General features: G+C 73.4%; 25 protein-coding genes and 1 pseudogene. 13 read left to right on the forward strand and 13 right to left on the reverse strand.

Annotated features, from left to right (window positions below; genetic code table 11):
• Positions 1–47: 47 nt before the first annotated feature.
• A complete protein-coding gene (locus ABWI04_RS03645) occupies positions 48–677 on the forward strand; it encodes a TetR family transcriptional regulator (RefSeq protein WP_345172931.1) in 630 nt (209 codons plus the stop codon).
• A 205-nt stretch (positions 678–882) separates the two neighbouring features.
• Positions 883–2,805, forward strand: coding sequence for a hypothetical protein (locus tag ABWI04_RS03650; protein WP_353831407.1), 1,923 nt, complete (start codon positions 883–885; stop codon positions 2,803–2,805).
• A 22-nt stretch (positions 2,806–2,827) separates the two neighbouring features.
• Here the strand turns inward: ABWI04_RS03650 and ABWI04_RS03655 are convergent, their stop codons facing one another.
• From ABWI04_RS03655 to ABWI04_RS03665, 3 genes are all read right to left on the reverse strand, one after another.
• Positions 2,828–3,190: a DUF2516 family protein gene (locus tag ABWI04_RS03655; RefSeq protein WP_221493399.1), complete on the reverse strand. Its 363-nt coding sequence runs from the start codon at positions 3,188–3,190 to the stop codon at positions 2,828–2,830.
• A gap of 172 nt (positions 3,191–3,362) precedes the next feature.
• The gene (locus ABWI04_RS03660) at positions 3,363–3,818 is read right to left on the reverse strand and encodes a hypothetical protein (protein ID WP_353831408.1); all 456 of its coding nucleotides are present in this window, start codon (positions 3,816–3,818) and stop codon (positions 3,363–3,365) included.
• Positions 3,815–4,267, reverse strand: coding sequence for a helix-turn-helix domain-containing protein (locus ABWI04_RS03665; RefSeq protein ID WP_345172926.1), 453 nt, complete (start codon positions 4,265–4,267; stop codon positions 3,815–3,817). Before ABWI04_RS03665 ends, ABWI04_RS03660 begins: the two co-directional genes overlap by 4 nt.
• Positions 4,268–4,442: 175 nt before the next feature.
• On the opposite strand from ABWI04_RS03665, the gene ABWI04_RS03670 reads away from it, so the two are divergent.
• The gene (locus tag ABWI04_RS03670; RefSeq protein WP_353831409.1) at positions 4,443–4,826 is read left to right on the forward strand and encodes a DoxX family protein; all 384 of its coding nucleotides are present in this window, start codon (positions 4,443–4,445) and stop codon (positions 4,824–4,826) included.
• Between the two features lie 48 nt (positions 4,827–4,874).
• Here ABWI04_RS03670 and ABWI04_RS03675 read toward each other — a convergent pair whose 3' ends face one another.
• Positions 4,875–5,759, reverse strand: coding sequence for a neutral zinc metallopeptidase (locus tag ABWI04_RS03675; protein WP_345172922.1), 885 nt, complete (start codon positions 5,757–5,759; stop codon positions 4,875–4,877).
• A 216-nt stretch (positions 5,760–5,975) separates the two neighbouring features.
• Between ABWI04_RS03675 and ABWI04_RS03680 the strand changes: the two genes are divergently transcribed.
• The 6 genes from ABWI04_RS03680 to ABWI04_RS03705 all read left to right on the forward strand — a co-directional run bounded on the left by ABWI04_RS03680 (position 5,976) and on the right by ABWI04_RS03705 (position 14,092).
• Positions 5,976–7,751 carry a DUF2207 domain-containing protein gene (locus ABWI04_RS03680; RefSeq protein ID WP_345172920.1) on the forward strand — a complete coding sequence of 592 codons (1,776 nt, stop codon included), beginning with the start codon at positions 5,976–5,978 and terminating at the stop codon, positions 7,749–7,751.
• Positions 7,752–7,812: 61 nt separating this feature from the next.
• Positions 7,813–8,220 carry a hypothetical protein gene (locus ABWI04_RS03685; RefSeq protein ID WP_345172918.1) on the forward strand — a complete coding sequence of 136 codons (408 nt, stop codon included), beginning with the start codon at positions 7,813–7,815 and terminating at the stop codon, positions 8,218–8,220.
• 176 nt (positions 8,221–8,396) lie between these two features.
• A complete protein-coding gene (locus tag ABWI04_RS03690) occupies positions 8,397–9,095 on the forward strand; it encodes a FadR/GntR family transcriptional regulator (RefSeq protein ID WP_345172916.1) in 699 nt (232 codons plus the stop codon).
• The gene (locus ABWI04_RS03695) at positions 9,092–10,339 is read left to right on the forward strand and encodes a CynX/NimT family MFS transporter (RefSeq protein ID WP_353831410.1); all 1,248 of its coding nucleotides are present in this window, start codon (positions 9,092–9,094) and stop codon (positions 10,337–10,339) included. Before ABWI04_RS03690 ends, ABWI04_RS03695 begins: the two co-directional genes overlap by 4 nt.
• A gap of 39 nt (positions 10,340–10,378) precedes the next feature.
• Entirely contained in the window at positions 10,379–10,780 is a 402-nt protein-coding gene (locus ABWI04_RS03700; RefSeq protein ID WP_353831411.1) for a hypothetical protein, read from the forward strand.
• A gap of 54 nt (positions 10,781–10,834) precedes the next feature.
• On the forward strand, positions 10,835–14,092 hold the full coding sequence (locus ABWI04_RS03705; protein ID WP_353831412.1) for a DUF4132 domain-containing protein: 3,258 nt from the start codon (positions 10,835–10,837) through the stop codon (positions 14,090–14,092).
• A gap of 170 nt (positions 14,093–14,262) precedes the next feature.
• Here ABWI04_RS03705 and ABWI04_RS03710 read toward each other — a convergent pair whose 3' ends face one another.
• Both ABWI04_RS03710 and ABWI04_RS03715 read right to left on the reverse strand, forming a co-directional pair.
• Positions 14,263–15,240 (reverse strand): asparaginase, encoded by a 978-nt coding sequence (locus ABWI04_RS03710; RefSeq protein WP_345172908.1) that lies wholly within the window; start codon positions 15,238–15,240, stop codon positions 14,263–14,265.
• A gap of 162 nt (positions 15,241–15,402) precedes the next feature.
• Positions 15,403–16,230 (reverse strand): beta-keto acid cleavage family enzyme, encoded by an 828-nt coding sequence (locus ABWI04_RS03715; RefSeq protein WP_353831413.1) that lies wholly within the window; start codon positions 16,228–16,230, stop codon positions 15,403–15,405.
• Positions 16,231–16,249: 19 nt separating this feature from the next.
• On the opposite strand from ABWI04_RS03715, the gene dtd reads away from it, so the two are divergent.
• The gene (dtd, locus tag ABWI04_RS03720) at positions 16,250–16,675 is read left to right on the forward strand and encodes a D-aminoacyl-tRNA deacylase (protein ID WP_353831414.1); all 426 of its coding nucleotides are present in this window, start codon (positions 16,250–16,252) and stop codon (positions 16,673–16,675) included.
• Between the two features lie 25 nt (positions 16,676–16,700).
• Here dtd and ABWI04_RS03725 read toward each other — a convergent pair whose 3' ends face one another.
• From ABWI04_RS03725 to ABWI04_RS03740, 4 genes are all read right to left on the reverse strand, one after another.
• Complete coding sequence (locus ABWI04_RS03725) at positions 16,701–17,192, reverse strand: hypothetical protein (RefSeq protein ID WP_345172904.1); 492 nt, start codon at positions 17,190–17,192, stop codon at positions 16,701–16,703.
• 79 nt (positions 17,193–17,271) lie between these two features.
• On the reverse strand, positions 17,272–18,258 hold the full coding sequence (gene ygfZ, locus ABWI04_RS03730) for a CAF17-like 4Fe-4S cluster assembly/insertion protein YgfZ (RefSeq protein ID WP_353831415.1): 987 nt from the start codon (positions 18,256–18,258) through the stop codon (positions 17,272–17,274).
• A 58-nt stretch (positions 18,259–18,316) separates the two neighbouring features.
• Positions 18,317–18,733, reverse strand: a complete 417-nt coding sequence (locus ABWI04_RS03735) for a Fur family transcriptional regulator (protein ID WP_345172900.1) — start codon at positions 18,731–18,733, stop codon at positions 18,317–18,319.
• Between the two features lie 462 nt (positions 18,734–19,195).
• Entirely contained in the window at positions 19,196–19,681 is a 486-nt protein-coding gene (locus tag ABWI04_RS03740) for a heme-binding beta-barrel domain-containing protein (protein WP_345172898.1), read from the reverse strand.
• 121 nt (positions 19,682–19,802) lie between these two features.
• On the opposite strand from ABWI04_RS03740, the gene ABWI04_RS03745 reads away from it, so the two are divergent.
• Together ABWI04_RS03745 and ABWI04_RS03750 are read left to right on the forward strand one after the other, a co-directional pair.
• Positions 19,803–20,465, forward strand: coding sequence for a GIDE domain-containing protein (locus ABWI04_RS03745; protein WP_345172896.1), 663 nt, complete (start codon positions 19,803–19,805; stop codon positions 20,463–20,465).
• A gap of 151 nt (positions 20,466–20,616) precedes the next feature.
• Complete coding sequence (locus ABWI04_RS03750) at positions 20,617–20,979, forward strand: DsrE family protein (RefSeq protein WP_345172894.1); 363 nt, start codon at positions 20,617–20,619, stop codon at positions 20,977–20,979.
• A gap of 99 nt (positions 20,980–21,078) precedes the next feature.
• On the opposite strand, the pseudogene ABWI04_RS42790 reads toward ABWI04_RS03750, so the two are convergent.
• A pseudogene (locus ABWI04_RS42790) lies at positions 21,079–21,654 on the reverse strand (DUF2238 domain-containing protein); the annotation flags it as partial.
• 143 nt (positions 21,655–21,797) lie between these two features.
• Between ABWI04_RS42790 and ABWI04_RS03755 the strand changes: the two are divergent.
• Positions 21,798–22,817, forward strand: coding sequence for a TerC family protein (locus tag ABWI04_RS03755; RefSeq protein ID WP_345172892.1), 1,020 nt, complete (start codon positions 21,798–21,800; stop codon positions 22,815–22,817).
• A 6-nt stretch (positions 22,818–22,823) separates the two neighbouring features.
• On the opposite strand, the gene ABWI04_RS03760 is transcribed toward ABWI04_RS03755, so the two are convergent.
• Together ABWI04_RS03760 and ABWI04_RS03765 are read right to left on the reverse strand one after the other, a co-directional pair.
• Positions 22,824–23,354: a DinB family protein gene (locus ABWI04_RS03760; protein ID WP_345172890.1), complete on the reverse strand. Its 531-nt coding sequence runs from the start codon at positions 23,352–23,354 to the stop codon at positions 22,824–22,826.
• 105 nt (positions 23,355–23,459) lie between these two features.
• A partial coding sequence (locus tag ABWI04_RS03765) for a hypothetical protein (protein ID WP_353831416.1) occupies positions 23,460–24,466 on the reverse strand: 1,007 nt, incomplete at its 5' end.

Here is a 24,466-nt window from a genome sequence, read left to right on the forward strand (position 1 = left end):
CAGTTTTGCAATAGATGCAACTTTGCAGCCATGGTAACGTGCGTCACATGGTGGAGGACGACGGCCGGCCGGGGCTGCGGGAGCGCAAGAAGATGCGCACGCGGCAGGCCATCGCGACGGCCGCGCTGCGCCTGTTCGCCGAGCGCGGCTACGAGGAGACGACGATCGCCGACATCGCGGCCGCCGCCGACGTCTCGCCCCGCACGTTCTTCAGCTACTTCCCCTCCAAGGAAGACGTGATCTTCGCCGAGATCGACGACCGGCTCGCCGAGGTCGCCGAGCGGCTGCGCCGCACCCCCGGCGAGTCCCCCATGGAGACCATCCGGCGCAGCATCGTGGACGTCCTCGAAGCGATCGTGGCCGAGCACCGCGACTACGGCCCGGTCCAGGTCGCCCTCATCCTGGAGCGCCCCGCCCTGCGCGCCCGGGCGCTCCAGCGCATGACCGACGCCCAGGACGCGATCGAGGCGCTGCTGCGCGAGCTGTGCCCCGGCATCTCCGAGATCGACGCGGTGGCCGCGGCGGGCATCGCGGTCGGCGGCATGCAGGCGGTCGTGGCGCACTGCCGCCGCGAGGGCTACGACCCGCTGTCCATGCGCACCGCCCTCGACCGCGCCGTGGACATCGTCGAGCACGGCCTCGTCTCGGTGGACGCGCTGTCGCGTCCGTCCCCCTGAGCCGCCGGGCACCGGCCGGCGGAGGCGCCCGCCGGCCGGTGCCCGGCTCAGCGCCCGCCTCCCGCCGATCGGATGGGCGAAAGATCAGCGAATGTCTCCGGCGCGGTGTAGAACTGCGGCCGTGGCAGACGAGACAGGGCGACCGGACGGCCCCGCGCGACTTTCCGAGCATGAACGCGGCACGGAGGCCGCGCTGAGCCAACTCGTGACGAGATCCGGCTTCGGCGGGCCGTCCAGGAGCACGCTCGCCCACATCGACATGGTCGGCCGGTTCCTGGCCGGAGCGGTGGACCCCGCGACGGCCGTGGCCGGGCAGACGTCCGATGTCTGCCCGTGGGGGCCGCTGGCCGGACGGATCGGGGCCGCCGCGCTGCGGGCGGTCTCGCCCGTCACCGCCGATCCCCATCGGGAGACCCTGCTGGCCCTGCTGGAGCTCTGGTCGCGCACGCCCATGGCCGACCCCGCCGTCCGGCTGCGCAGGGGACGCGTGGCCGCGAGCGTCACCGCCGCGCGGGACGAGCACGGGGCGGCCGTGACGATCGGGGGCGCCGACCCGGAATGGGTCGCCCGGAAGAATCCGGAACTGGCCTTCCTCGACCGCGCGTTCGACGAGGGCGCCCCGCCCGCCCTCGGCGACGTCGTGGAAGTCGCCGACGCGCCCCTGGGATGGGGGACCGCCGATCAGCTCACCCGCCTGGTCGCCCTGGTCCGCGCCAAGGGCCCGGTGCCCTGGGACCGCAAGGCCGTGGACCTGCTGGCCGGGAAGACCGGCTTGTCGCGCACCACCGCGAGCGTGGCGCTGTGCGGGTTCCTCGGCCACCCCAACGCCAAGGCCGGCAAGCTGTCACCCCAGGCGCGCAAGACCCTCAAGGTGACGTTCCGCGACCTCGAAGACGCCTGGTTCCGCGACCTGGAAGGGCACACCGACGAGGACCGGCTCGAACTCCTCGCCGACGTCCTCCCTCAGGACCCGGAAGAGCTGTGGGAGCCCGGTGGCCTCGGCGAGGTCGCGCTGCGCCTCTCCCAGGCGTGGCGGCAGCGGTTCGGCGCGAAGCCGGTCGCACCGCCCGCCACCGTCCAGGCGGCCGAGACGGTGGCCCCGAACGTCACCGGCGCCCAGCTGTGCGAATGGCTGATCGATCCCGGCGCCGTCCCGCTGCTCACCAAGGACCTGGACACCTGGCTGGAGTCCGACGACACCCCCAAGTACAGGCACCAGAAGTGCGTTCCCGCCGCGGAGACGCTCCAACTCCGGAACCTGATCGAAGCCGTCCTGCTCGGGCTGCGCTGGTCCTACGACGAGCTGCCCGCCGGCGACCCGGTCCGGGAGGGCGCTTCCGCGGCCTACGACCTGCTGCTCCAGCGGCTGGCCCACCCCGGCCTGCTGCTGCCGGCCTGCCTCTTCGACACCGGGTCGGAGGGGCTGGACGCGATCACCGGCAGGTTCGGGACCACCCCCTACAGCGGCCCGAGCGAACTCACCGTCGACTACGTCGACGACGGCCTCACGGTCGCCTCACTCATCGAGCACCGGCGGCTCGCGAGCCTGTTCTTCCGCCCCGCCCTCTACGGCGTGGACGACCGGACCGAGCGCCTCGCCGAAGTGGTGGACGCGTCCCGCGACAGCAGGCACGCCTTCGAACGCGTCCGCCTGCTGCGGGGGAAGGGCGCCGAGGCCATGGCGCGCCGCATCCGGTCCGGGGCTCTGCCGGAGGGCGCGTACGAGGCCGATCCGTCGGCGTCGGCGCCGTCCTTGGTGGAGGAGGCGGCCGGGCGCCTGGACGTCCCGCCGGACTCCGCCGCGCTCTACCTCCAGTTGCTCACCCTGACCGCACCGACGGACCGCAACGTGCGGAAGTGGAACAACTGGACCCCAGCCCGCCTCCGCAAGGCCGCCGAGCCCCTGGTGGCCCGCGACCTGGTGGCCCGGCACGAGTACCGGGGCGACGGACGCAAGATCTTCCTCCCGGGTCCCTACACCCAGGGCCCGCCGCCCCAGGAGACGTGGAAGGCCGACCTGAAGGCCGCGGCGGACGCGGAGGACCCCCGGAACCCCTTCATCTGGCGACCGCTCCCCGACCGCTTCACCTACGCCTGGCACCACGCCCAGAAACACCCGCCCGCGTGACACGCCCAGGTCGTCGATCCTGCTACCAGGGGCCGTAGGGGCCCTGGCGGGAGCCGCCGCGGCCGCCGTTCTTCTTGTACGGGCCGACGGCCGGGCGGACGTCGGCCAGGTAGACGGCGGCGGCGATGAACGCGGCGACCGGGAGGATGCCGAGGAGCAGGGCGATGGGGCTGGCGCCGAGCGCCACCGGCGCGACCGCGTAGGCGGCGCCGACCACCGTCGCGACGATCAGGATGATCATCCACAGCTTCTTGCTCTGCTTGCTCGCCGCGGCGTAGGCGTTCACGGGCACGGTCAGCGAGTCGACCAGCGCCCACGCCTCCATCGCGAACGCGATGATCAGCAGCAGCCAGAAGAAGTAGTCCAGCACGTTGAAGCCCGACATCGGCGATCAGCGCTCCTGCTCGTCTCGGACGGCGACTCCTCGTCGCACGCGGGTCTTCCTTCACCGCAACCCTATGCGCACCGTCCACCAGGGCGGCCTGATGGAACAGGCACCTGTAGGGACGACGGAGCCCGGCCGGGTGTTCCCGGCCGGGCTCCGTCGTTCGGCGCCGTTACTTCTTCGTGGTGGAGCGGGACTGCCCGGTGGCCCGGCTCTGCGCCGTCCGGCGCTGCGCGGTGCGGGCCTTGGACGCCTGCTTCGGCGCGGCCTGGTCGGTCGCGGCGATCTCGGCGACCTCGGAGGCCTCGCGGTGCACGACCTTCTTGCCGCGCTCGGCGAGCTCGTCGATGAACTCGACGGCGCGGGTGCCGAAGTGCGTGGCGTACGCGACGGCGGCGCCCGGCAGGTCCTTGGCGTCCACGCGCTCCTGGTACCGGGAGACCTCGCCGCGGTAGCGGGCGGCGGTCTCGCGGACCTGCACGCGGTAGCGGTCGACGGTCTCGCGGACCTCGCCCTGGTACCTGGTCACCTGCTCGGGGACCTCACGGATCTTCTCCACCGCGAAGTCGCCGGCGCCGGCCACGGCGTACACGGCCTTGTTCTCACGGAGGTTGCTGGCCAGCGTCATCCGACCTCTTCCTTTCCCTGTTGCTGTGGTCCGGCCTGTTCTGGGCCGGTCTCTTCCGGTACGGCGGTCTCGGCGGGCTCGTCGGGCTCGGCGCCGAGGACGCCGCTGGCTTCGTTCTCCTTGAGGAACGACGCGTAGATGTCGAGCAGGACCTGCTTCTGCCGTTCCGTCAGGACGAGGTCGGCCCGCACGGCGGCCTGCACGTCGGTGTCGGCCTCGCGGTCCTCCAGGATTCCGGCCTGCACGTACAGCGCCTCGGCGGAGATCCGCAGCCCCTTGGCGATCTGCTGCAGGATCTCGGCGCTCGGCTTGCGCAGGCCGCGTTCGATCTGGCTCAGGTACGGGTTGGAGATCCCGGACACGTCCGCCAGCTGGCGCAGCGAGATCTTCGCCCGCGTCCGCTGCTCCCGGATGTACTCCCCGATGGAGCCGACCTTCGAACTCGCCATGTCTCCACTCTCCGTCATGGTGCTTGCTATTGCAAGCACCATAGCTAGCACTTTGTGGTGAAACGGCTCACATGACTGAAATGCCAGGTGGCGCAGGTCACGGCGGGCGGTGTCACACGGGTCGCGGCGCCGGTGTCTTGGGGACGAACCACTCGTCCCACCAAGGAGGAAGCTCATGAACACGGCGCTGTGGATCGCGGCGGGGCTGTTGACCGCGGTGGCGCTCACCGGTGGTTTCACCAAGGTCCTCGTCCCCACCGCCAAGCTCGCCGAGGCCCCCGGCGGGCAGTGGACCGGGAGCGCCGGCGACGGCTTCGTGAAGGCGCTCGGCGGTCTGGAACTCCTCGCCGCCGCGGGCCTGGTCCTGCCCGCCGTGGTCGGCGTCGCGCCGGTCATGGTGCCGGTGACGGCCGCCTGCTGGGTGCTGCTGATGGTCGGCGCGATGGTCACGCACGGCCGGCGCGGCGAAGGCAGGTTCGTGGCGTTGAACCTGGTCTACCTCGCGATCGCGCTCTTCATCGCGGTGGGCCGCTTCGGCCCCTGGCCCTTCACCGGCTGACCGTGCGCGGGAACCGTCATGCCCCGCCGTCCCCCACGGACGGCGGGGTCAGCTCACCTTGGACGGGGGCGCGATCCAGGTGTTGCAGACGGTCAGGTCGCGCCCGTTGAAGCCGGCGACCACCCAGCCCGCGTAGTGGCGGCCCGAGCCGTGGTCGCGCTTCTCCGGCGGCTGGCGGTCGTCGCCCCTGGCCAGCACGTCGTTGACCATGGCCGTGTACTGCTCGCGGGTCATCGGGAGGGTGGTGCGCTCGCTGCCGAGGAACGCGCCCGCGAAGCACTGGGCCTGGAGCTCGATGCGGCGGCTCGCCTCCGTGCGGGTGGCGGTGTCGCCGGACTCCATCTGGCCGTCGCCGTAGAGCAGGATCCCGGCCCGGTCCTGGACGTGGTGCCCGTACTCGTGCGCGATCACGCGGGCGTAGACGGCGTAGTGGGACAGCGGCTCGCCGCCGGACGTCTCCACGACGTGCCGGAGCCCCACGTACATCGTGTTGTTGGCCGGGCAGTAGAACGCGGACGCGCCGGGCGCCGGGTAGGAGCCGCACGGGCTGCGCCCCGGCTCGACCCAGAACACCCGGTCGGGCCTGTCGAACGCGATGCCGGCCTTGGTGAACTGCTTGGTCCACGTCGCGTCGAGGCAGTCGCTCAGGGTGTCCATGAACCCGCGCATGGACTCGGCGGACGGCTGGATCTGCGGCAGGCGGCAGCTCACCGGCGTGAGCGGGCCGGTCCTGTAGAGCTTGCTGTTGGTCGCCTTCTCCCGCGGGGTCGAGGGGCCGCCGGCCGTGGTGGTGGGCGTCCCGGTGCCGCCGGCGGCGTCCCGGCCGCCGCCGAACAGCGAGATCCCCAGGATCGCCAGGACCACCAGGGACGTGAGCCCGCCGAAGATGCCCGCGATCGTCCCGCCCGCGCTGCGGCGCGGCGGCGGGCGCATCGGGGCGTACCGGTACTGCGGAGGCCCGTAGGCAGGAGACCCGTAGCCCGGACCGCCATACCCCGGCCCGCCGTACGGCGGACTCCCCTGCGGCGGCCCACCGTACGGCGGGCGGCCGTAGGGCGGTCCGGGAGGCCGCGGCGGAGGGGGCGGCGGGGGGTAGTGACCTGCCATAGCGCAGAATCATCGCACGCATTCCCGATACCATTTGCGGCCATGTCTGCTCTTGCGGCGATGTTCCGGTCGCGTCCGGCGGTCCTGGTGGTCTCGGCGGCCCTGGCCGCCCCCCTGCTGACCTGCACTTCCGCGACGGCGGCCGAGGCCGGCGAGCCGTCCGCGGCCGGTGCGGCGGCGTCCGGTCCCGCGGCCGAGCGGGTGCTCAAGGACGACGTCGTCCTCACCGCGGTCCAGGGCGGCACGGTCAGGGTGAAGGAGACGATCGTCTACCGGTTCGCCGGGCACGACGGCTTCCAGCGGACGTACCCGACCAGGACGCACGAGAGCGTCACCGAGGACCGCGTCCACCGGATCGAGAACCTGCGGGCCGCCAGCCCGGACGGCGGGCCCACGAGGGCCACCGCGTCCGCCTCGGGCCTGAACACGACGGTCAAGGTGGCGGGCGACCGGAAGCTCACCGGCGACCACACGGTCGTCCTGGAGTACGACGTGCGCGGCGCGATCACCCGGATGGGCGCGGCGGAGGAGCTGCGCTGGCCGGTGGTCGGCGGCTGGAAGGTGCCCCTCGACGAGGCCAAGGCGGTCGTCGAGGGCGGCGCGATGATCCGCAACGTCAACTGCTTCACCGGGCCGATCGGCAGCACGATCGGCTGCACGCAGTACTACACGAACCACACGCACACCCAGGGCGTCTTCGCCCAGCAGGGCATGCTGCCCGGCGAGTACCTGACGGTCGTCGCGGGCCTGCCCGCCGGGACGACGGGCGGGCGCGCGATCTACGAGCGCCGCCACACGGTCGCGACCGCGTTCTCCGTCAACGCCGTGACCGGCGCCGCGCTCGCCGGCCTGCTGGTGCTGCTCGTGGGCGGCGTCCTCGCCCTGTACCTGCTGCGCGGCCGGGACGCGCGGACCGTCGGCAAGCGGGCCGCCGAGGGCGACCAGGTGCCGGTGGCCGGGACGGAGTTCGAGCCGCCGAACGGGGTGCGGCCCGGCCAGATCGGCACGCTGATCGACGAGCAGGCCGACGTGATCGACGTGACCGCGACGATCGTCGACCTCGCCGTGCGCGGCTACCTGCTGATCGAGGAGGAGGACCGGGCCGTCACCGGCCGCCTCGACTGGACGCTGCGCCGCCTCGAACGCCCACAGGCCGACCTGCTCCCCTACGAGCGGATCCTGCTGGACGCGCTGCTGACGGCGCCGGACGGGTCGGCCCGCGACGCCGTCCGGCTGTCGGAGCTCGGCGGGACGTTCGCGACGAAGCTGACGCAGGTCAGGTCCGCGATGTACGACGACGTGGTGAAGCAGGGCTGGTTCGCGCGGCGGCCCGACACCGTCCGGTCCCGGTGGACGGTCGCGGGCATCCTCGTGACGGTGCTCGGCATCGCCGGGACGGTCGCGCTGGCGCTCACCACCGAGTGGGCGCTGGCCGGGCTCGCGCTGATCATCGCGGGCGCGGCGCTGGCCTATGGCGGCCAGTACATGCCGGCGAAGACCTCGCGCGGCGCCACCGTCCTCGCGCACACGATCGGTTTCCGCGCGTTCCTGGAGCGCGGCGCCCTCCCCGACGACGGCTCCATGGCGGCGCGCCAGCGGATCGCGCTGTTCTCCCGGTTCCTGCCCTACGCGGTGGTGTTCGACCTCGTGGCGAAGTGGGCCGAGACGGTGAAGGACGCGGGCGAGCGCGCGGAGGGGGCCGACAACCTCTACTGGTACGAGGGCCCGGCGGAATGGGACCTGTCGAAGTTCGCCGAGTCGATGCGCACGTTCACGCTGGCCACGTCGGGCTCCATCTCCCAGTCGCGCGGGCTGTGACGGCGCCGGGCGGTTAACCGCCGGACGCCGGGTAAAGCCTGGGGCGAGGAGGTGTCGCCCCATGGTCGCCAGCGCCGTGCTCGCCGCCCCCTTGGCCGCCCAGTCCAACCGCCTCGGCGACGCCTACTTCATGGCCGTCGGCCCGGCCGTCATCTTCGTGGCGCTCATCGCCTGGGTGACGGTCGTGCTGACGACGTCACGCAAACGCCACCACTATCCCCCCAGCTCCGCGGACGGCCTGTCCCACCGCGGGCCCGTCATGGGCGGCGTGATCACGGGCAGCCCGTCGCAGCGGACGCGCCGCGACCCGGCCCCGTCGGTGACCCACCGCGAGGTCATGGCCCATGTCGAGCGGGGGCGCGCGGAAGAGGAGGCGGCCCGCGAGCGGGGACGGGCGGAGGCCGAGAGGGTCCGCGCCGAGCCGCCCGCCAGGAGCCGCCGCAGATTCGGCCTTCCCAGGCTCCGCTGACGCGGAGCGGCCGGAACGAAGGACGCGCCGCCCGCCGGATCCGGCGCCCCCGCACCCCGCCCGGCGGGCGCCGTGGACGCCCGCGGTGGCGGCCGCGACCCCTCCCGGCCGCCACCGCGGGTCCGCGCCGGACCCGCCCCTCGTAAGATGTCTGACATCTTACTTTGGAGGCTTTCGTGGCGTTGAGTCCCGTACCGGGCGGGTCGACGGTGGACGCCGTCCTCGACCAGCTCCAGGCGCAGGTCAGCGGGGGCGCCTGGCCGGTCGGCCGGCGGATCCCGGCCGAGCTGGAACTGGCCGCGCAGCTCGGGGTCAGCCGTCCGGCCGTCCGGGAGGCGATCCGGGCGCTGTCGCACGTCGGGGTTCTGGAGGTGCGCCGCGGCGACGGGACGTACGTGCGCAGCACCGCCGACCCGCGCCCGCTGCTGCGGCGGGTGTCCCGCGCGTCCGCCCGGGACGTGTTCGAGGTGCAGCTCGCCTACGACGTCCAGGCGGCCCGGCTGGCGGCGCGCCGCCGCACCGGCGCCGACCTGGCGCGGCTGGAGGAGCTGCTCCGCGCCCGCGACGAGGCCACCGAGCCGGACGCGTTCGGCGCCGCCGACGCGCGCTTCCACCTCGGCGTCGCGGAGGCGTCCCGCAACCCGGTGCTGATCGAGGCGATGCGGTTCTTCATCGACCGGCTGCACGAGTCGATGCGCGCGATCCGGATGGACCGCGAGGTGCCCGAGGCGGGTCCGGCCCGGCACCGCGCCGTGCTGGACGCCATCGCGGCGGGCGACCCGGAGGCGGCCGCGTCCGCCGCCGCCGCCGTCGTGGAACCGACCCTCGCCGTCCTGCAGTCCCTGCTCGGCGACGCGCCCGGGGAGGACGCGTGACCGGGCGGCGCGCCGGGCTGGCCGGCGCCCTGCTGATGATCGTCCTGCTGGCGGTCAACCTGCGTCCGGCGATCGCGGCGGTCGGGCCGCTGCTGACCGAGATCAGCGACGCCTTCCGGCTGTCGGGGACGGCGGCGGGCGCGCTCACCACGCTGCCGCTGGCGTTCTTCGGCTCCTACGGGCTCGTCGCCGCCTTCCTGCGGCGCCCGCCGCGCAGCGAGACGCTGCTGGTGTGCGCGATGGCGCTGCTCGTCGCCGGGCTCCTGCTGCGGCTGCCGGGCGGCGTGGCCGCGCTGTTCGCCGGCTCCCTGGTCGCGGGGATCGCGATCAGCATCGGCAACATCGCGGTGCCGGCCATCATCAAGCGGGACCACCCGTCCCGGATCACCACGGTCACGGCGGTCTACACGGTCGCGGTGACGGCCGGCGCGGCCCTGTCGTCCGGGCTCGCCGTGCCGGTGGAGGACCTGTTCGGCGCGTCGTGGCGGCTGCCGCTCGGCCTGCTCGCGATCCCCGCCGCGCTCGCCGGGCTGCTGTGGCTGCCGAGGGCGCGGCGGGCGGCGCGCGCGGCCCGCTCCGCGCCGCCCGCGGCGCCCCCGGCCGGCGTCGCCGCGCTGGTGTGGCGGTCGGGCCTGGCCTGGCACGTCACGGTGTTCATGGGCCTGCAGTCGCTGCTGGCCTACGTGGTGATCGGCTGGCTGCCGACGCTCTGCCAGGACCGCGGGATGGACGAGACGGCCGCCGGCTCCGTGCTGGCGCTGGTGGCGGCGGTCCAGGCGGTCGGGTCGCTGGCCGTCCCGGTGCTGGCCCGGCGGACCCGCGACCAGCGCCCCCTGGTGATCGCCACGGTCGCGCTGACCGCGCTGGGCTTCTTCGGGGTGACCTGGGCGCCGATCGCCTCGGTGTGGGGCTGGTCGGTGGTCCTCGGCCTCGGCCAGGGCCTCGGTTTCGCGACCGCGCTGTCGTTCATCGGGCTCCGCGCCCACGACGCCCACGTCGCGGTCCAGCTGTCGGGGATGGCGCAGGGCGTCGGCTACGTCATCGCGGCGCTCGGCCCGCTCGCCCTGGGCGCGCTGCACGACGCCACCGGCGGATGGACCGTTCCGATGCTGGGCGTGCTGGCCGTCTGCGCCGCCCTGGCCGTCCCGGGCCTGCCCGCCGGGCGGCTCCGCACCGTGGGCGCCCCCGCCTCCCCGGCGCCCGACGTGGTTAACACCGGTTCCAGCGGACACATCCCTAACTGACCTGGCGTGGGCCGATCCGCGCCTCGGGAGGTGGTCGCCTTGCTCACCACGATCGTCGCCGGCCCCGTACTGGCGAACACGGCCCCCACGGGAGCCCGCTACTTCGTCTGGATCATTCCGTTCGCGATCGTCGGCGCCCTGCTGACGTGGCTGTACGCGACCCGGGCCGCCTCGTCCAGGAAGCTGCACTGCTCGCGCCGGAACAACCAGCTGAACCAGCGCGGCATGGAGCAGGGCGGCTACTACACCTACGCCCCGGGGATGTTCTCGCACAGCTACCCGCCGGCCAAGGAGGGCCAGCCCGAGGAGTTCCGCAAGGACAACCCCCAGCCCGGGCGGGAACCGAAGAAGCCCTGGCCCGAGGGCGTCCTCTACGAGCAGACGATCTTCAAGGAGGAGTTCGAGACCCTCAGGGCGTCCAAGAGCACCGAGAACCGCTAGCCCGCGTCCGGCAATCCGCCCCCGGGTGTCGGCGGGCCTCACTACGCTCCCGGCATGATCAAGTCGAGCGCCGCGCCTCCGGACGAAGACACCCTCGAAATGCCGAGGTCCTGGATGCGGCATCTGCATCCGCGGCGCGGCGGGCATCCGGGACCGAAACTCGCGTCGGCCGACGTCCACGAGGACGAACTGCTCGCACCGTACGCGGGCGCCATCGAGAAAGTCCTCGGCCGCACCGAGGCCGACCCGGCGCTGACCGCCGTGGTGCGCGAACACCTGGACTGCAGGGGAAGCGCGCTGGAAGCGGCGGCGATCGTGGCCGTCCACGGCGCCGAGAAAACATACCTGGACCCGTCGCGGCAGGAGGAAGCGCTCAAACGCCTGCGCGCGTTCATCGCGCAGACCGGCGACGCCGAGTACCGGCGCGTCGTCTCGCTCATCGACGGGCTGCGCACGACGCCCGCACGGCGGATGGTCGCCGCCTACCTCGTCCCGACCGAACTCGACTGGGTGGCCGAATGCTGCGCGGCGCCTGCGCATTCGGTGCCGCGGGAGCTGCTGCTCCGTTCCCTGGGCTCGGCCGAGCATCTCGAAATTCTCGGCGCCGGAGCCCATATCTCCGTCTCCGACTGCTACTACGTCGAGAACCTCATCACTCTGGCGGACGGCGTGGGTCCTGCGATCGCCCCGTTCATGGCCGAGGCCTTCGACCTGTTCCACGACAGCGCGCCGCGCCGCAAGGGCCTGCTGGACGTCCTGAGCCGGCTGCCCGGCGACGAGGCGTTCCGGCAGATGCTGGAGCGCGCGGGCAACCTTCACATGATGGCGGCGCTCCGAGACACCATGCGCCGGTTCCCGGTCCGCGCGATCCGCGTACTGGCGGCCGCCTCGGCGGCGGGGGACGCCACGGCACGCGCCCTGCTGACCGACCACCTGCGGGCTAATGCGGAACTGGTGCGGCAGACCCTCCCGGACCTGCCCGCGGGGAGCCGCGCGGTCGTGGAGGAACTGACGGCGGCCGACGACCGGGCTCCGGACGCGGCGGCGGACGAGCTGCCCCGCGCGCTGGCCGCCCCGCGGTGGGAGCGGACGGAGCCGAAGCCCAAGCCGGTCGTCGTCAAAGGCGTGCCCGTCTCGCGGGAGCGGGCGATGGCGTGGGCGCCGGGCGAGCGCGACGCCTGGCTGAACAGCGAGATCGTCACGATCGTCGACGCGAACCACCACTCGTTCGGGCGGGTCCCGGTTCCGGCCGAGCGCACCGAGACCTGGGTGCGGCGGGTCGAGGAGGCCCGGTCCCCCACGACCGATCTGGGCCGGATGCTCTACTGGCAGGGCGCGGTCCTGGCGGCCGGTCCCGAAGACCTCGTCCGCCCCGTCCTGGCCGAGTGGCAGGCCGACTGGCGCCACGAGCGCGGGCTGGGCAGGAAAGGGAACCCCTACGACCCGGACACGTGGCTCCGCGTCATCATCGCGCGGTACGGGCTCGACGCCCTCCCGGTCGCGCTCGGCTACGCGCGGGCCCGGCCCGCGAACGGCGCCGAACTGCTGCTGCCCTTCCTCGACGGCGATGTCGCGAACGCGATGGCCGACTGGCTCCAGCGGAGCACGGCGGCACGCGGGGCCGCGACCGAATGGTTCACCCGGCACGGACGGGCCGCGCTCCCCTACCTCGTGCCGGTCGCGGTCGGCCGCGCCGGCAGGGCGCGCAAGGCCGCCGAGCACGCCCTGCGCCTCGTCGCCGCACAGGAAGGTCCGGACGCCGTCCTCGACTTCGCGCGCGAGCACGACGAGCGGGCCGTCGAGCCGATCAGGACCGCCCTGGACGCGGAGGCGGACGAGGCGCCGCGTCCCCGCAGGAAGCCGCCCGCCGACCTGGCGGTGAACGCCGAGGTGCTGCCGCAGGTCCTGCTGCGGAACCGGGAGCGCGCGCTGCCCGTGCCCGCCGTCCGGAACCTGCTCACGCTCCTGGCGATGTCCACGCCCGCCGAACCCGATCCCGACCTCGGAAGCGTCCTGGACGCGTGTGACGAGAGTTCGCTGTCCCGCTTCGGCTGGGCGCTGTTCCGGCACTGGCGTGAGAACGGCGCCGAACCCCGGGACGCCTGGCAGTTCGCCGCGCTGGCCTGGCTCGGGGACGACACGACCGTCCGCGAACTCGTCCCGGCGGTCCGGGCGTGGCCGGGCGAGGGCGGCCACCACCACGCGGTGCGCGGACTCGACGTGCTCGCCGCGATCGGGTCCGACCTCGCACTGCGCGAGATCCACGCCATCTCCCAGAAGGTGAAGTTCAAGGCGCTGAAACTGCGGGCGCAGGAGAAGGTCGGGGAGATCGCCGCCGCGCGCGGCCTCACCACCGAGCAGCTCGGCGACCGCCTCATCCCCGACCTGGGCCTGGACGTCCACGGCACCCTCGTCCTCGATTACGGCCCGCGCCGGTTCACCGTCGGATTCGACGAGGCGCTCAGGCCCTACGTCATCGACGAGGCCGGTAAGCACCGGTCGTCCCTGCCCAAACCGGGACAGCGCGATGACGCCGCCCTGGCGCCCGCCGCCTACCGGCGCTTCACCGACCTGAAGAAGGACGTCCGCGCCCTGGCCGGGCTCCAGCTCCAGCGCCTCGAACGGGCGATGACGACGGGGCGCCGGTGGCCGCTGCCGGAGTTCCGCGAGTTCTTCGCCGGACATCCCCTGGTGTGGCACATCGCGCGGCGCCTGGTGTGGATCGCCGAGCACGGCGACACCGTGACGGCGTTCCGGCTCGCGGAAGACCGCACCCTCTCCGACGTCGGCGACGACGCCGTCACGGTGCCCGACGACGCCGTCATCGCCATCGCGCACCCGCTGCACCTCGCGGAGGCGCTGCCGGCCTGGGCCCAGCTGTTCGCCGACTACGAGATCATGCAGCCGTTCCCGCAGCTCGGACGGGAGGTGCACGCGCTCACCGGTGAGGAGAGGGCGGCGGCCCGGCTGGCCCGGTTCGAGGGGGTGACGGTGCCGTTCGGCAACGTGCTCCGGCTGGAGCGGCGCGGCTGGTATCGCGGCCCCGTGGACTCCGACGGCGGGATCTCGTGCCTCGTCCGCCCGGCCGGCGCCGACCGCTACGTCGTCGTCACACTGGCCACGGGACTGTACGCGGGCTCCGTCAGCGCGTCCGGCGATCAGACCCTCGAAGCGGTCTGGGTCGGCGCCGACCCCGCCCCCGATTACTTCTCCCGCGGCGCGTCCGAGGGCGCACCTCACACCTTCGCCGAACTGGACGCGGTGACCGCCTCCGAAGTGCTCGCCGACCTCACCGCCGTCGTCTCCCCCTGAACCGACGCGGGGCCGGCATGCCCGGGCGGCTGCTCCTGGACGGCTTCACCGCCCCCGCCATCACCGCGTCCTACGACACTGGCGCCCTGATCGAGACGATGGTGGCCCGGCTGCCGCCGGAGGAGCGCCAGAGCCTGCCTCGAAGGGGGCCGGGACTGGGGAACACCGCGCTAGACCGCCCGGTCGAAGACGCCCGGCGCCGGGCGGATGGCGCCGACGACCCGGTCCCCGCCGCGCACCTCGACGGTCGCCAGCTCGTCCAGGGCGACCCGGTCGGCGCCGTCGTGGACGCCGAGGGCGCGCAGCAGCGCGACGGTCACGGGCGTCCGCGCCCGCATCGCCCCGTCGTCGATCTTGACGACGCCGGCGCGCCCGTCGGCGAACGCGAAGGCGTCCACGCCCTCCGCGCCGCACTTGACGAGCAGCCCGGGGACGGCGTTCATCAGCTGCCGCTCCTCGCGCCGGGTCCCGGACGTCCACTGCGGGTGCGTCCGCATGGCGTCGGCGACGCGCCGCTCGTGCGTGCCCGGCTCGGCGAGGACGAGCGCCCGGAACGCCCGCGCGACGCCCGCGATGGACACGGCGAACAGCGGCGCCCCGCACCCGTCCACGCCGACCGCCGTGGCGGGCTCGCCGGCCAGCTCTTCGACGACCTCCCGGACGGCCTGCTGCAACGGGTGGTCGGGGTCGAGGTAGGAGTCGGCGGGCCAGCCCGTCGTGACGCACGTGGCGAGCATCGCGGCGTGCTTCCCGGAGCAGTTCATGCGCAGCCGGGAGGCGCCCCCGCCCGTCCGGGCGACCTCCTGCTGCGTCGCGGGGTCGAGCGGCCAGCTCTCGGGGCAGCGCAGGTCGGCGGCTCCCAGCCCGGCGCCCGCGAGGACCTTCTCCACGCCCTCGACGTGGAAGTCCTCGCCGGAGTGGCTGCCGGCCGCGAGCGCGAGCAGCTCGCCGCCGAGTTCGAGGCCGGCGCGCAGCATCGCGACCGCCTGCATCGGCTTGTTCGCCGACCGGGGGAAGATCGGCGCTCCGGTCTCCCCCGCCCGGAACGCGACGCCCCCGTCGGCGGCCAGCCCGATCGCCGCCCCCCGATGCCGGGACTCCACGAACCCGGAGCGCTCCACCTCGACCAGCACAGGATTGACGTCCACCGCACTCCTCCATCACCACGACACCGGCGCCCGCCTCCGGCGCTCTCCCACCCCGGAACGGTGACCTCGAAGGTCACGTACCCGGCGGACCCCATGAAAGCGGCACCCGGCACCACGAAAACGGCCAGGTTGCCCCATCCCGGCTTGACCCGCCGCCCGGGTTCAGCGGGGCTTGGTGGCGAGGAGCGCGCGGGCTTCGGCGGGCGCCATCGGGGGGCGCTGGGCCAGGCGGGCCGCCTGGGCCGCGCGCTCCACCAGCTCGGCGTTCGCCGTGACCGGGCGGCCCTTGGCGAAGGTGACTGTGTCCTCCATGCCGACCCGCAGGTGGCCGCCCGCCGACAGGGCCGCGAACATGACCGGGAGGGACGTCCGGCCGATGCCGGTGGCCGACCACGTGGCGCCCTCCGGGAGGGCCTCGACGGCGGCCACCAAGGTGCGGGCGTCTCCCGGCATGCCGCCCGGGACGCCCATCACCAGGTCGCAGTGGACGTGCCCGCCGTAAGGGAGCCCGTGCTTGTCCAGGAGGCGGTGCAGCGCCGTGATGTGCCCGAGGTCGAACAGCTCGAACTCGGGGACGACCTCCAGTTCCTGGGTGCGCTTGTACAGCTCCACCATGAACGACCAGGGGTTCATGAACACGTCGTCGCCGAAGTTGACCGTCCCGCAGGTGAGCGAGCACATGTCGGGTCCGGCGTCGAGGACGCGCAGCCGGTCCTCGTAGGGATCGGTGACCGCGCCGCCCGTGGACAACTGGACGATCAGGCCCGTGCTCTCCCGCAGCGCCGTCACCGTGTCCCGCAGCCGGGACGGGTCGAGCGTGGGCCGCGCGTCGTCGTCGCGGATGTGCACGTGGATCACGGCCGCGCCGGCCGCCTCGCACTCCTTGGCCGTCCGGACCAGTTCATCCAGGGTGACGGGCAGGGCCGGGACATCCGCCTTGGCGGACTCCGCGCCCGTGGGCGCCACCGTGATGAGCGTCGTTGCTCCCATGGCGGCAGAATGCATGGTCATGCGTGCTGTAGTCCAGAGGGTGAGCCAGGCCAGCGTGTCCGTGGACGGGCGCGTCGTCGGCGCGATCGAGGGGCCGGGACTGCTGGTCCTGGTCGGCGTGACGCACGACGACGGCCCGGAAAAGGCCCGCAGACTGGCGTCCAAGCTGTGGGGGCTTCGGATCCTGGAGGGCGAGAAGTCGTGTTCCGACGTGAACGCGCCGCTGCTCGTCGTGAGCCAATTCACTCTCTACGGGGACGCGCGGAAGGGCCGCCGCCCGTCCTGGACGGCCGCCGCGCCCGGCCCCGTCGCCGAGCCCCTGGTGGACGCGGTGGTCCGGGAGCTGCGCGAGCTGGGCGCGAAGGTCGAGACCGGGGAGTTCGGCGCGGACATGAAGGTCGCGCTGGTCAACGACGGGCCGATCACGCTGATCCTGGACGTCTGACCGCGCCGCCGGCCGGGCGCGCGGGTCAGCGGAACCCGTAGACCATGCCGACGAGCGCCGCGACGGTCCCGCCTGCGGCGAGGAGGATGAGGGCGCGGTCCTGCGGGACGAGGCGGCCTCGCACGTCCGAGGACACCACCACGGTCCCGGTGTCGCTCTCGTCCCCGACGGGGCCGTGCTCGAACGGGTTGCGGAGCCCGGCGAGCCGCCACAGCGCGTCGTTGCGGAGCCGCTGGTGGGCCGGGCCGCAGGCGAAGAGCCGCCCCCGGGTGCGCTCGGTGCAGGCCGCGCCCTTCGGCGTCAGGACCCGGCACAGGGTGGGGACGAGGACGAACTCGTACAGGCACCAGGCCAGCAGGCCGAGCAGCGCGAGGCGCCAGGACCGCTGCCACCACGCGATCCCGGCGATCGCCGCGAACAGGGTCCACCACGCCAGAGCGGACTCCCGGCGCGGGCGGCGCCGGGTCCCTCCCCTCCGCGCCGCGGGCGGCTCCCCTTTCCCCAGGTTCGGGACCATCGGTAGGAATCCACCTTCCCCGGGCGCCGAGCGGTCAGAAATCGTCTTATCAGACGATATTCGCCCCAGGGGCGGGCTGCTACCCGTGTTTCGCGGGCCGGCGGCGCAGAGCGATCTGCGCGTTCGCGCCCGTCTCCGGCGACACGACGACCTCCTGCGCCGCCGCGACGCCGCCCGCGAGCAGCTCGGCGTCCACCGGGACGTTCCGCTTGACCAGCGCCAGCGCGACCGGCCCCAGCTCGTGGTGCCGGGCCGCCGACCCGACGAACCCGACCGTCCGGCCCCCGGGGACCTCCACCGGGTCGCCGTGCGCGGGCAACCGGTCGACGCTGCCGTCCAGGTGCAGGAACACCAGGCGGCGCGGAGGGCGCCCGAGGTTGTGGACGCGCGCGACGGTCTCCTGCCCCCGGTAGCAGCCCTTGTTCAGGTGGACGGCCGTCTCCACGTACCCGGCCTCGTGCGGGATCGTCCGGTGGTCGGTGTCGAGGCCGAACCGGGGCCGGTGCTCGGCGATGCGCAGCGCCTCGTACGCCCACATCCCCGCCGGCCTGAGGTCGGCCGGGAACTCGCCCCGCGCGACGATCCGCGTCGTCGTCCCCGCGACGTCCGGCCAGGCGGGACGGCCGTCGCCGGGGCCGCCCGGCCCCGTGACCACCATGAACTCGTCCGACACGTCCGCGACCTCGACGCGCAGCATGAACCGCATCCGGTCGAGGAACTCCACCAGCGCCGGGGCCGTCCCCGGCTCGACGTGGGCCCACACGGCCTCGCCGTCGTCGACGAGGAACAGGTGGTGCTCGATGTGCCCGTTCGGGCTGAGCAGCAGCGCCTCGGTCGGCTCGGACGGCTTCAGCCCGTCCAGGTGCTGGCTCAGCAGGCTGTGCAGCCAGCTCAGCCGGTCCGGCCCCGAGACGCGGACGACGCCCCGGTTGCTCCGGTCGACGAACGCCGTCCCCTCCTCCAGGGCGCGTTGCTCGCGCGCGGGGTCCCCGTAGTGCGCGGCGACCTCCTGGTCGGGCGCGTCGGCGGCGACGGCTCCGGGCGACTGCAGCAGAGGGCTCTCCATGCCGTCCAGACTATGCCGCGGACCGGCGGATCATGCCGCCCCGGCCGCCCCGCCTCGGCTAGCCCTCGCGGCAGTCCTTGCAGCGCCCGTACACGGTCAGGTGGTGGACGTCGGTCTCGAAGCCGAAGTCGCGCGCCAGGACCTCGGCCAGGCCGGCCGCCGCGCGCGGGTCGACGTCCTCCACGGTGTGGCAGCCCCGGCAGACGAGGTGGATGTGCTCGGCCTCGGCGGCGAGGTGGTAGTTCGGCGGGCCGTGCCCGAGATGGGCGTGCTTGACGAGCCCGAGCTCCTCCAGGAGTTCGAGCGTCCGGTACACGGTGGAGATGTTCACACCGCGCGCGGTGCGCTGCACCTCGGTGCAGATCTCCTCGGGGGTCGCGTGCTCCAGGTCGGTGACCGCTTCGAGCACCAGCTGCCGCTGCGGGGTCACCCGGTACCCCTTCGCCCGCAGCTCCTCCTGCCACGACTCGACCATGCACCGAGTCTAGGCTGTGCTTTCGAAGTCCCGGCCCACTTCGCTCGCCTTGCGGCTCGCCACGTGACCGGGCCTGGGCGAACGCGGTATCGCTTCGCGATCTGCCCGGCTCCGGTCCGGACGTCCTGTTTCAGCCCTCGGAAAACCCGCTTGCCTCTCCGCGGGGGCGTCGCATACGTTCGGGATACGCGCGAAAGGAGGTGGTCCTAACCAATGGTTGCTTGTAGGACTCGCGAGGTGGCTGTCCGCTAGTCGCCGTTCCGCCTCGGATCCTCCGCCCACGGGCAGAGGTAGTCGGTCGCGACGGTGACCGGCGAATACCAGGCAGTTACCCGGTCCCCGGACCGATGGACCCGTCCTGTCCATCGCCCGCCACCCGGCGGGAAGGTCCGGGGATCGTTCATTTCCGGAGGCCGGCCGCCTCTCGGGGCGCTCACCCCCGGAGCCCGCCCCCTCCGGCGCTCAGGAGACCTTCTTCAGCTGGGCCGACAGGTGCGACTGGAGCTGGTGGCCCATCGCCGCCATGTCGTACGCCCAGCCGAGGTCCTCGCCGATCAGCCCGTAGAGGCGGTGGCCGCCGGTGACCTCCTTGGCCGACTCCGTCCGCGCGACGACGTCCGTGTGCAGCTCCACCCGGTTGAACGCCACGTTCCCCACGTAGATCTCGACGATGCCCGTCGGGTGGGCCAGCGTCACCTCGACCTGGTGGTCGGGGCGCGGGCGCCAGTACCCGGTCTCCATGCCCAGCGGACGCCCGAGCGCGCCGTCCTCCTCGATCTTCCAGGTCCGGCTCGCGTAGATCAGGAAGGGCTTCCCGACGTGCGTGAACGAGATCTCCTGGCCGAAGTTGAACGACTCGATCGTGGGATAGCCGCCCACGCCGGCGCCTTCCCAGGTGCCGAGGAGGAACTTCAGCGGCTCAAGGTCCGGGTGCAGCTCAACGTCCATGGGCACCGAGCGTAGCGGCGTCCGCGGCCCGCCGCGGCCGTCCGCGTCCCCGCGCTCCGTCCCCTCCGGTCCGGGACCGGCGTCCCTGTCCTAAGCCGGGCGGCGCCCCGATCATGGGAGCGTGTCGCTCCTCACCGCGAGCATGCTGGTTCCGCTGGTCATCGCCGCGGGCCTGCTGGCCGCGGGCTGGGTCTGGCGGCTCCGGCTCCGCAACCTGCACCGCGCCGTCCAGACGGACTGCGCCGGCGTCGCCGCGCTCCACGACGGCGTCCCGTGCCAGGTCAGCGGGACGGCCCTCGCCGTCCAGCCCGCCCCGTTCTCCGGCCGTCCCTGCGCCTGGTACAGGACGAAGGCGACGGCCCACGCGAAGACGGGCAAGCGGGTCTTCATCGACGAGAAGTCGAAGACGCCCTTCCCCCTGCGGGACGGGTCGGGGCACGTTCTCATCGATCCCGCCACCGCGGCCGTCGACGGCGCCGTCCAGACGATGGACGAGCGCCGCCCCGCCAGCGGGGAGCTCCCCGGCGTGGACGGGGAGGTCGCGGAGTACCGGTACCAGGAGTGGATCCTGCCGGCCGACCAGCCGCTCTACGTCCTCGGCACCGCGACCGGCGGCTCCGTGGGCAAGGACCGGGAGACCGGCCAGTACGCCATCAGCACGCGGACGCGCCGCGAGTACCGGCGCCGCGCCGTGATGTTCACGGGCATCGGGTACGGCGGAGGCGCGGCCCTCTTCCTCGCCTGCGCCGCCGTGGTCGCCGTCGACCACCTCTTCTCCGGCTGACGCGCCCGGGCTACCTGAGCCGGCCCAGCTTGATCACGAGGAGGACGGCGGCGACCGCCATCAGCCCCAGCACGACGACGAGGATCCCCGCGTTCACCAACCCGGCCACAACGCAGGATGCTACGCGGAACACCGGGCTAGAGTGCCCCCCATGGCAAGACCACTGGTCATCAAGGTGACGGCTGGCGCGGACGCCCCCGAGCGCTGCAACCAGGCGTTCACGGTCGCGGCGGCCGCCGCGGCGAGCGGGGTCCCGGTCTCCCTGTGGCTGACCGGGGAGTCGGCGTGGTTCGCGCTGCCGGGGCGGGCCGCCGAGTTCTCACTGCCCCACGCCACTTCCCTGGACGACCTTCTCGGCGTCGTCCTCGCCGCGGGCCGCGTCACGCTCTGCACCCAGTGCGCCGCCCGCCGCGGCATCGGCCCGGACGACGTCCTGCCCGGCGTCCGCATCGCCGGCGCCCCGACCTTCGTCGAGGAGATCACCCTTCCCGACGTCCAGGCCCTCGTGTACTGAGACGAGGCGGACGTCCGCCGGCACGGGGCGGGCGCCGGGGCTCGCGCTCTCCGGGCCGGCCGCCCGGAGGCGAGGCCGCCGTGCGCTCCGCAGGGCGAGCGCGAGGCCGGCGGCGGTGGAGCCGGTGAGGCCGAGCATGAGGTCGCCGATGGTGTCGCGGTAGATCGTGACGGTCTCGGGGGTGTCGAGGATGAAGACGCCGTACTCGAAGAACTCCCACAGGATGGCCGCGACGGCGCCCAGGCCGGTGCACGTCAGGGCCAGCGTCCAGGCGTCGAGGCGCGCCCAGCGGCGCAGCGCGACACCGGCGGCGGCGCTCAGCAGGGCCCAGTTCCCGAAGTGGCAGGCGTCGTCGAACCAGCCGACCGTGTCGTAGAGGTCGGCGGCGTTCCCGGCGATGTCCACCACGAACGGTGCGGTGACGAGGAGGTCGACGTCCCAGGGGAAGGGCCGCCCCCGCCCGCGCAGCGCCCAGACCAGGGTGACGATCATGACGGCGGCGGGGTAGGCGGCCACCCGCACGCCCATCGCCTTGTCCGCGAACCGGTCCCACTCGGGGAAGGCGACGGCGAGCGCCAGCAGCGCGGCCAGGGCGGCCTTGGCCGCGAGAGCGGGCGGGCGCCAGCGAGAGGAGTCCATGACCGGAGCATCGCCCCCCGGCCGCTCCGGCGGCATCGGCGCGGATACTCAGACCCGCCTGAGTGCTTTCGCCCCGCGCCGGAGCCGGATCTCACGGCCGGGGCGTGAGGCCGCGACGGTAGAACGGCCCGATAACGGATATAGGACTGCCGACCCGCCCCCGAAACTGGAGCCGCCGGATGGCCGACATCCCCGCCTGGGCCTGGGGCGCGACGATCGCACTGATCATCGCGCTCTTCGTGTTCGACCTGCTCGTCGCCGTCCGGCGGCCGCACGTGGTGCACATCCGGGAGGCGACGTTCTGGTCGGTCTTTTACATCGCCGTCGCGGTCCTGTTCGGCGGCGCGGTGTGGGCGCTCGCCGGGTCGGCGGCCGGCACCGAGTACTTCTCCGGCTGGATCGTGGAGAAGAGCCTGTCGGTCGACAACCTCTTCGTCTTCGTGATCATCATGGCCAAGTTCTCGGTGCCCGCCGAGTACCAGCAGAAGACGCTGCTGTTCGGCATCGCCGCGGCGCTGGTCCTGCGGGCGATCCTGATCGCGGTCGGCGCCGCCGCGATCAACCTGTTCTCCTTCACGTTCCTGATCTTCGGGCTGGTCCTGATCTGGACGGCGGTCCAGCTCATCCGGCACCGCGACGAGGAACCCGACGTGGAGGACACCTTCCTCGTCCGCCGCGCGCGCAGGATCCTGCCGGTGAGCCAGGACTTCCACGGCGGGCGGATGCTCGCCCACGAGGACGGGCAGCGCGTGATGACGCCGCTGCTGCTCGTCTTCGTCGCCATCGGGAGCACGGACCTGCTGTTCGCCCTGGACTCCATCCCGGCCGTGTTCGGCGTCACCGACGACCCGTTCATCGTCTTCACCGCCAACGCGTTCGCCCTGCTGGGGCTGCGCGCCCTCTACTTCCTGATCGAGGGCCTGCTCGAACGCCTCGTCTACCTGTCGATCGGCCTGTCGGTGATCCTCGCGTTCATCGGCTGCAAGCTGATCCTGGAGTTCCTGCACCAGGACGTCTCCACGTCCGTCCCCGAGATCCCGACGACGCTCTCCCTCGGCGTGATCCTGGTGATCCTGCTGTTCACCACCGGCGCCAGCCTGGTCCGCGTCCACCACCACCCGGAGGAGCGGGCCAAGGCCGGCTCCCTGCGCGGGCGCCGTGAGAAGAAGCCGCGCGAAGAGGAGCCGGCCGCCCGCTGACCGGGCTCAGCCCATGCTCTTGGCGCCGTCCAGCGATTCCCGGATGATGTCGGCGTGGCCCGCGTGCTGGGCCGTCTCGTTCGTGATGTGCAGGAGCACCCGGCGGATCGACCAGTGCGTCTCGGTGTTCCACGGAGCCTTGGGCAGTTCCCGCTGGAGGTCCAGGTCGGGCAGTGTGGGGATCAGCTCGTCGGTCCGGCGGGCCACCTCCTCGTAGGCGGCAAGCACGCCGGCCAGCGTCTCGCCGGGGAGCATCCTGAACTCGTCGGCGCGGCGCTTCCAGTCCTCCTCGGTCATCTGGGTGAAGTCGCCCATCGCGGCGGCGCCTTCGAGGATGAAGTCCACCCAGCCCCGCTCGCACGACGTGACGTGCTTGACGAGGCCGCCGAGGCACAGCTCGCTCGCCGTGGACCGCTGCCCGGCCTGCTCGTCCGTGAGGTCCCGCGTGGTGAACCGCAGGAAGTGCCGGGCCTTGGCGAGCGCCGCCAGCAGGTCCGCGCGCTCCCCGGTGACGGCGCGCGTGTTGTCAACGTTCATGGTTCCCGCCTTCGGTCGTGTCTCTTCGGCTGCGAGACCACGGTAGGAACCAAGGCGGTCAGATCCTGGCCTCGATCGCCGGGCCGGGGAGCTTCCTTGGCCGCGTCATGGCCGCGCCAGGAGCTCTCGCGTGCAGTCCCGTTCCGCTTCGGCGCCGAGGGCGTCCCAGCTTTCGGCCGCCCGGGCGAGGCCGTCGGCGTCGCCCGCCAGACGGCCGCGGGCGCGGGCCAGGCACGCCGCCGCCCACCTGTTCTCCTCGGCGAGCGGATCGGCCTCGGCCAGCAGTTCCGCCGCGTCCGGCAGACCCGCGGCCACGGCCAGTTCCGCGCCCGCCGCCCGCGCGTACGCCAGGTACGGGTCCAGCGGCGCCCCGGCGGCGAACGCCTCGTGGACCAGCGGCTCGGCGTCGTCGAACGAGCCGTCGTGCAGGGCGAGACGGGCGTCCACGAACGCCACCGCCGCCGCCGGGCCGTCGGCCGCACGGGCGACGCGGGCCCGCCACAGCGCCGCCCGTTCGCGGTCCCCGGACATCCCGCACGCCAGGGCGGTCGCGCACACCGACGCCAGCATCCAGCGCGGCGCCGGCCTCCCGGCCCGCTCCCACCGGTCCCACATCCGCTCGCCGTGCCCGATCGCGTCGCGGAAGCGGCCGGTCAGCGCGAGCGGCTGGACCAGGCGGCCCGCGGTGATGTGCGTGTCGCGCAGGAGGTCGTCCTCCATGCCGGCCCGCGCCGCGGCCATCCCGCCGCGCAGGTCCCCGGCCATGATCGCGTAGATGCAGGCGCGTCCGTAGGTGTTGCAGACCTCCGGCGCGCAGTACGGGTCGTCGCGGTCCATGGACGCCAGCAGGCGCAGCCGCTCCCGGGTGATCCGGTTCGCCTCCCGCAGCCGCCCGGCGCACAGCGCCGCGGTGCCCGCCGCGCACAGCGCGGAGCTGGTCAGCACCGGGTCCCCGGCCGCCCGCGCGGCGGCGACGGCGGCCGTCGCGAGCCCGGCGTCCGGGACGCCCTCGCCCGTCTGGCAGGCTTCCTGCACCTTCCGCTGGACGCGGAGCCCGACAACACGAGGATCCACGACACCGGCGGCAACTGGAGCTCCTTCGTCCCGTACGT

The sequence above is a fragment of the Actinomadura sp. NPDC000929 genome (assembly GCF_040492065.1).
GTDB lineage: Bacteria > Actinomycetota > Actinomycetes > Streptosporangiales > Streptosporangiaceae > Spirillospora > Spirillospora verrucosospora.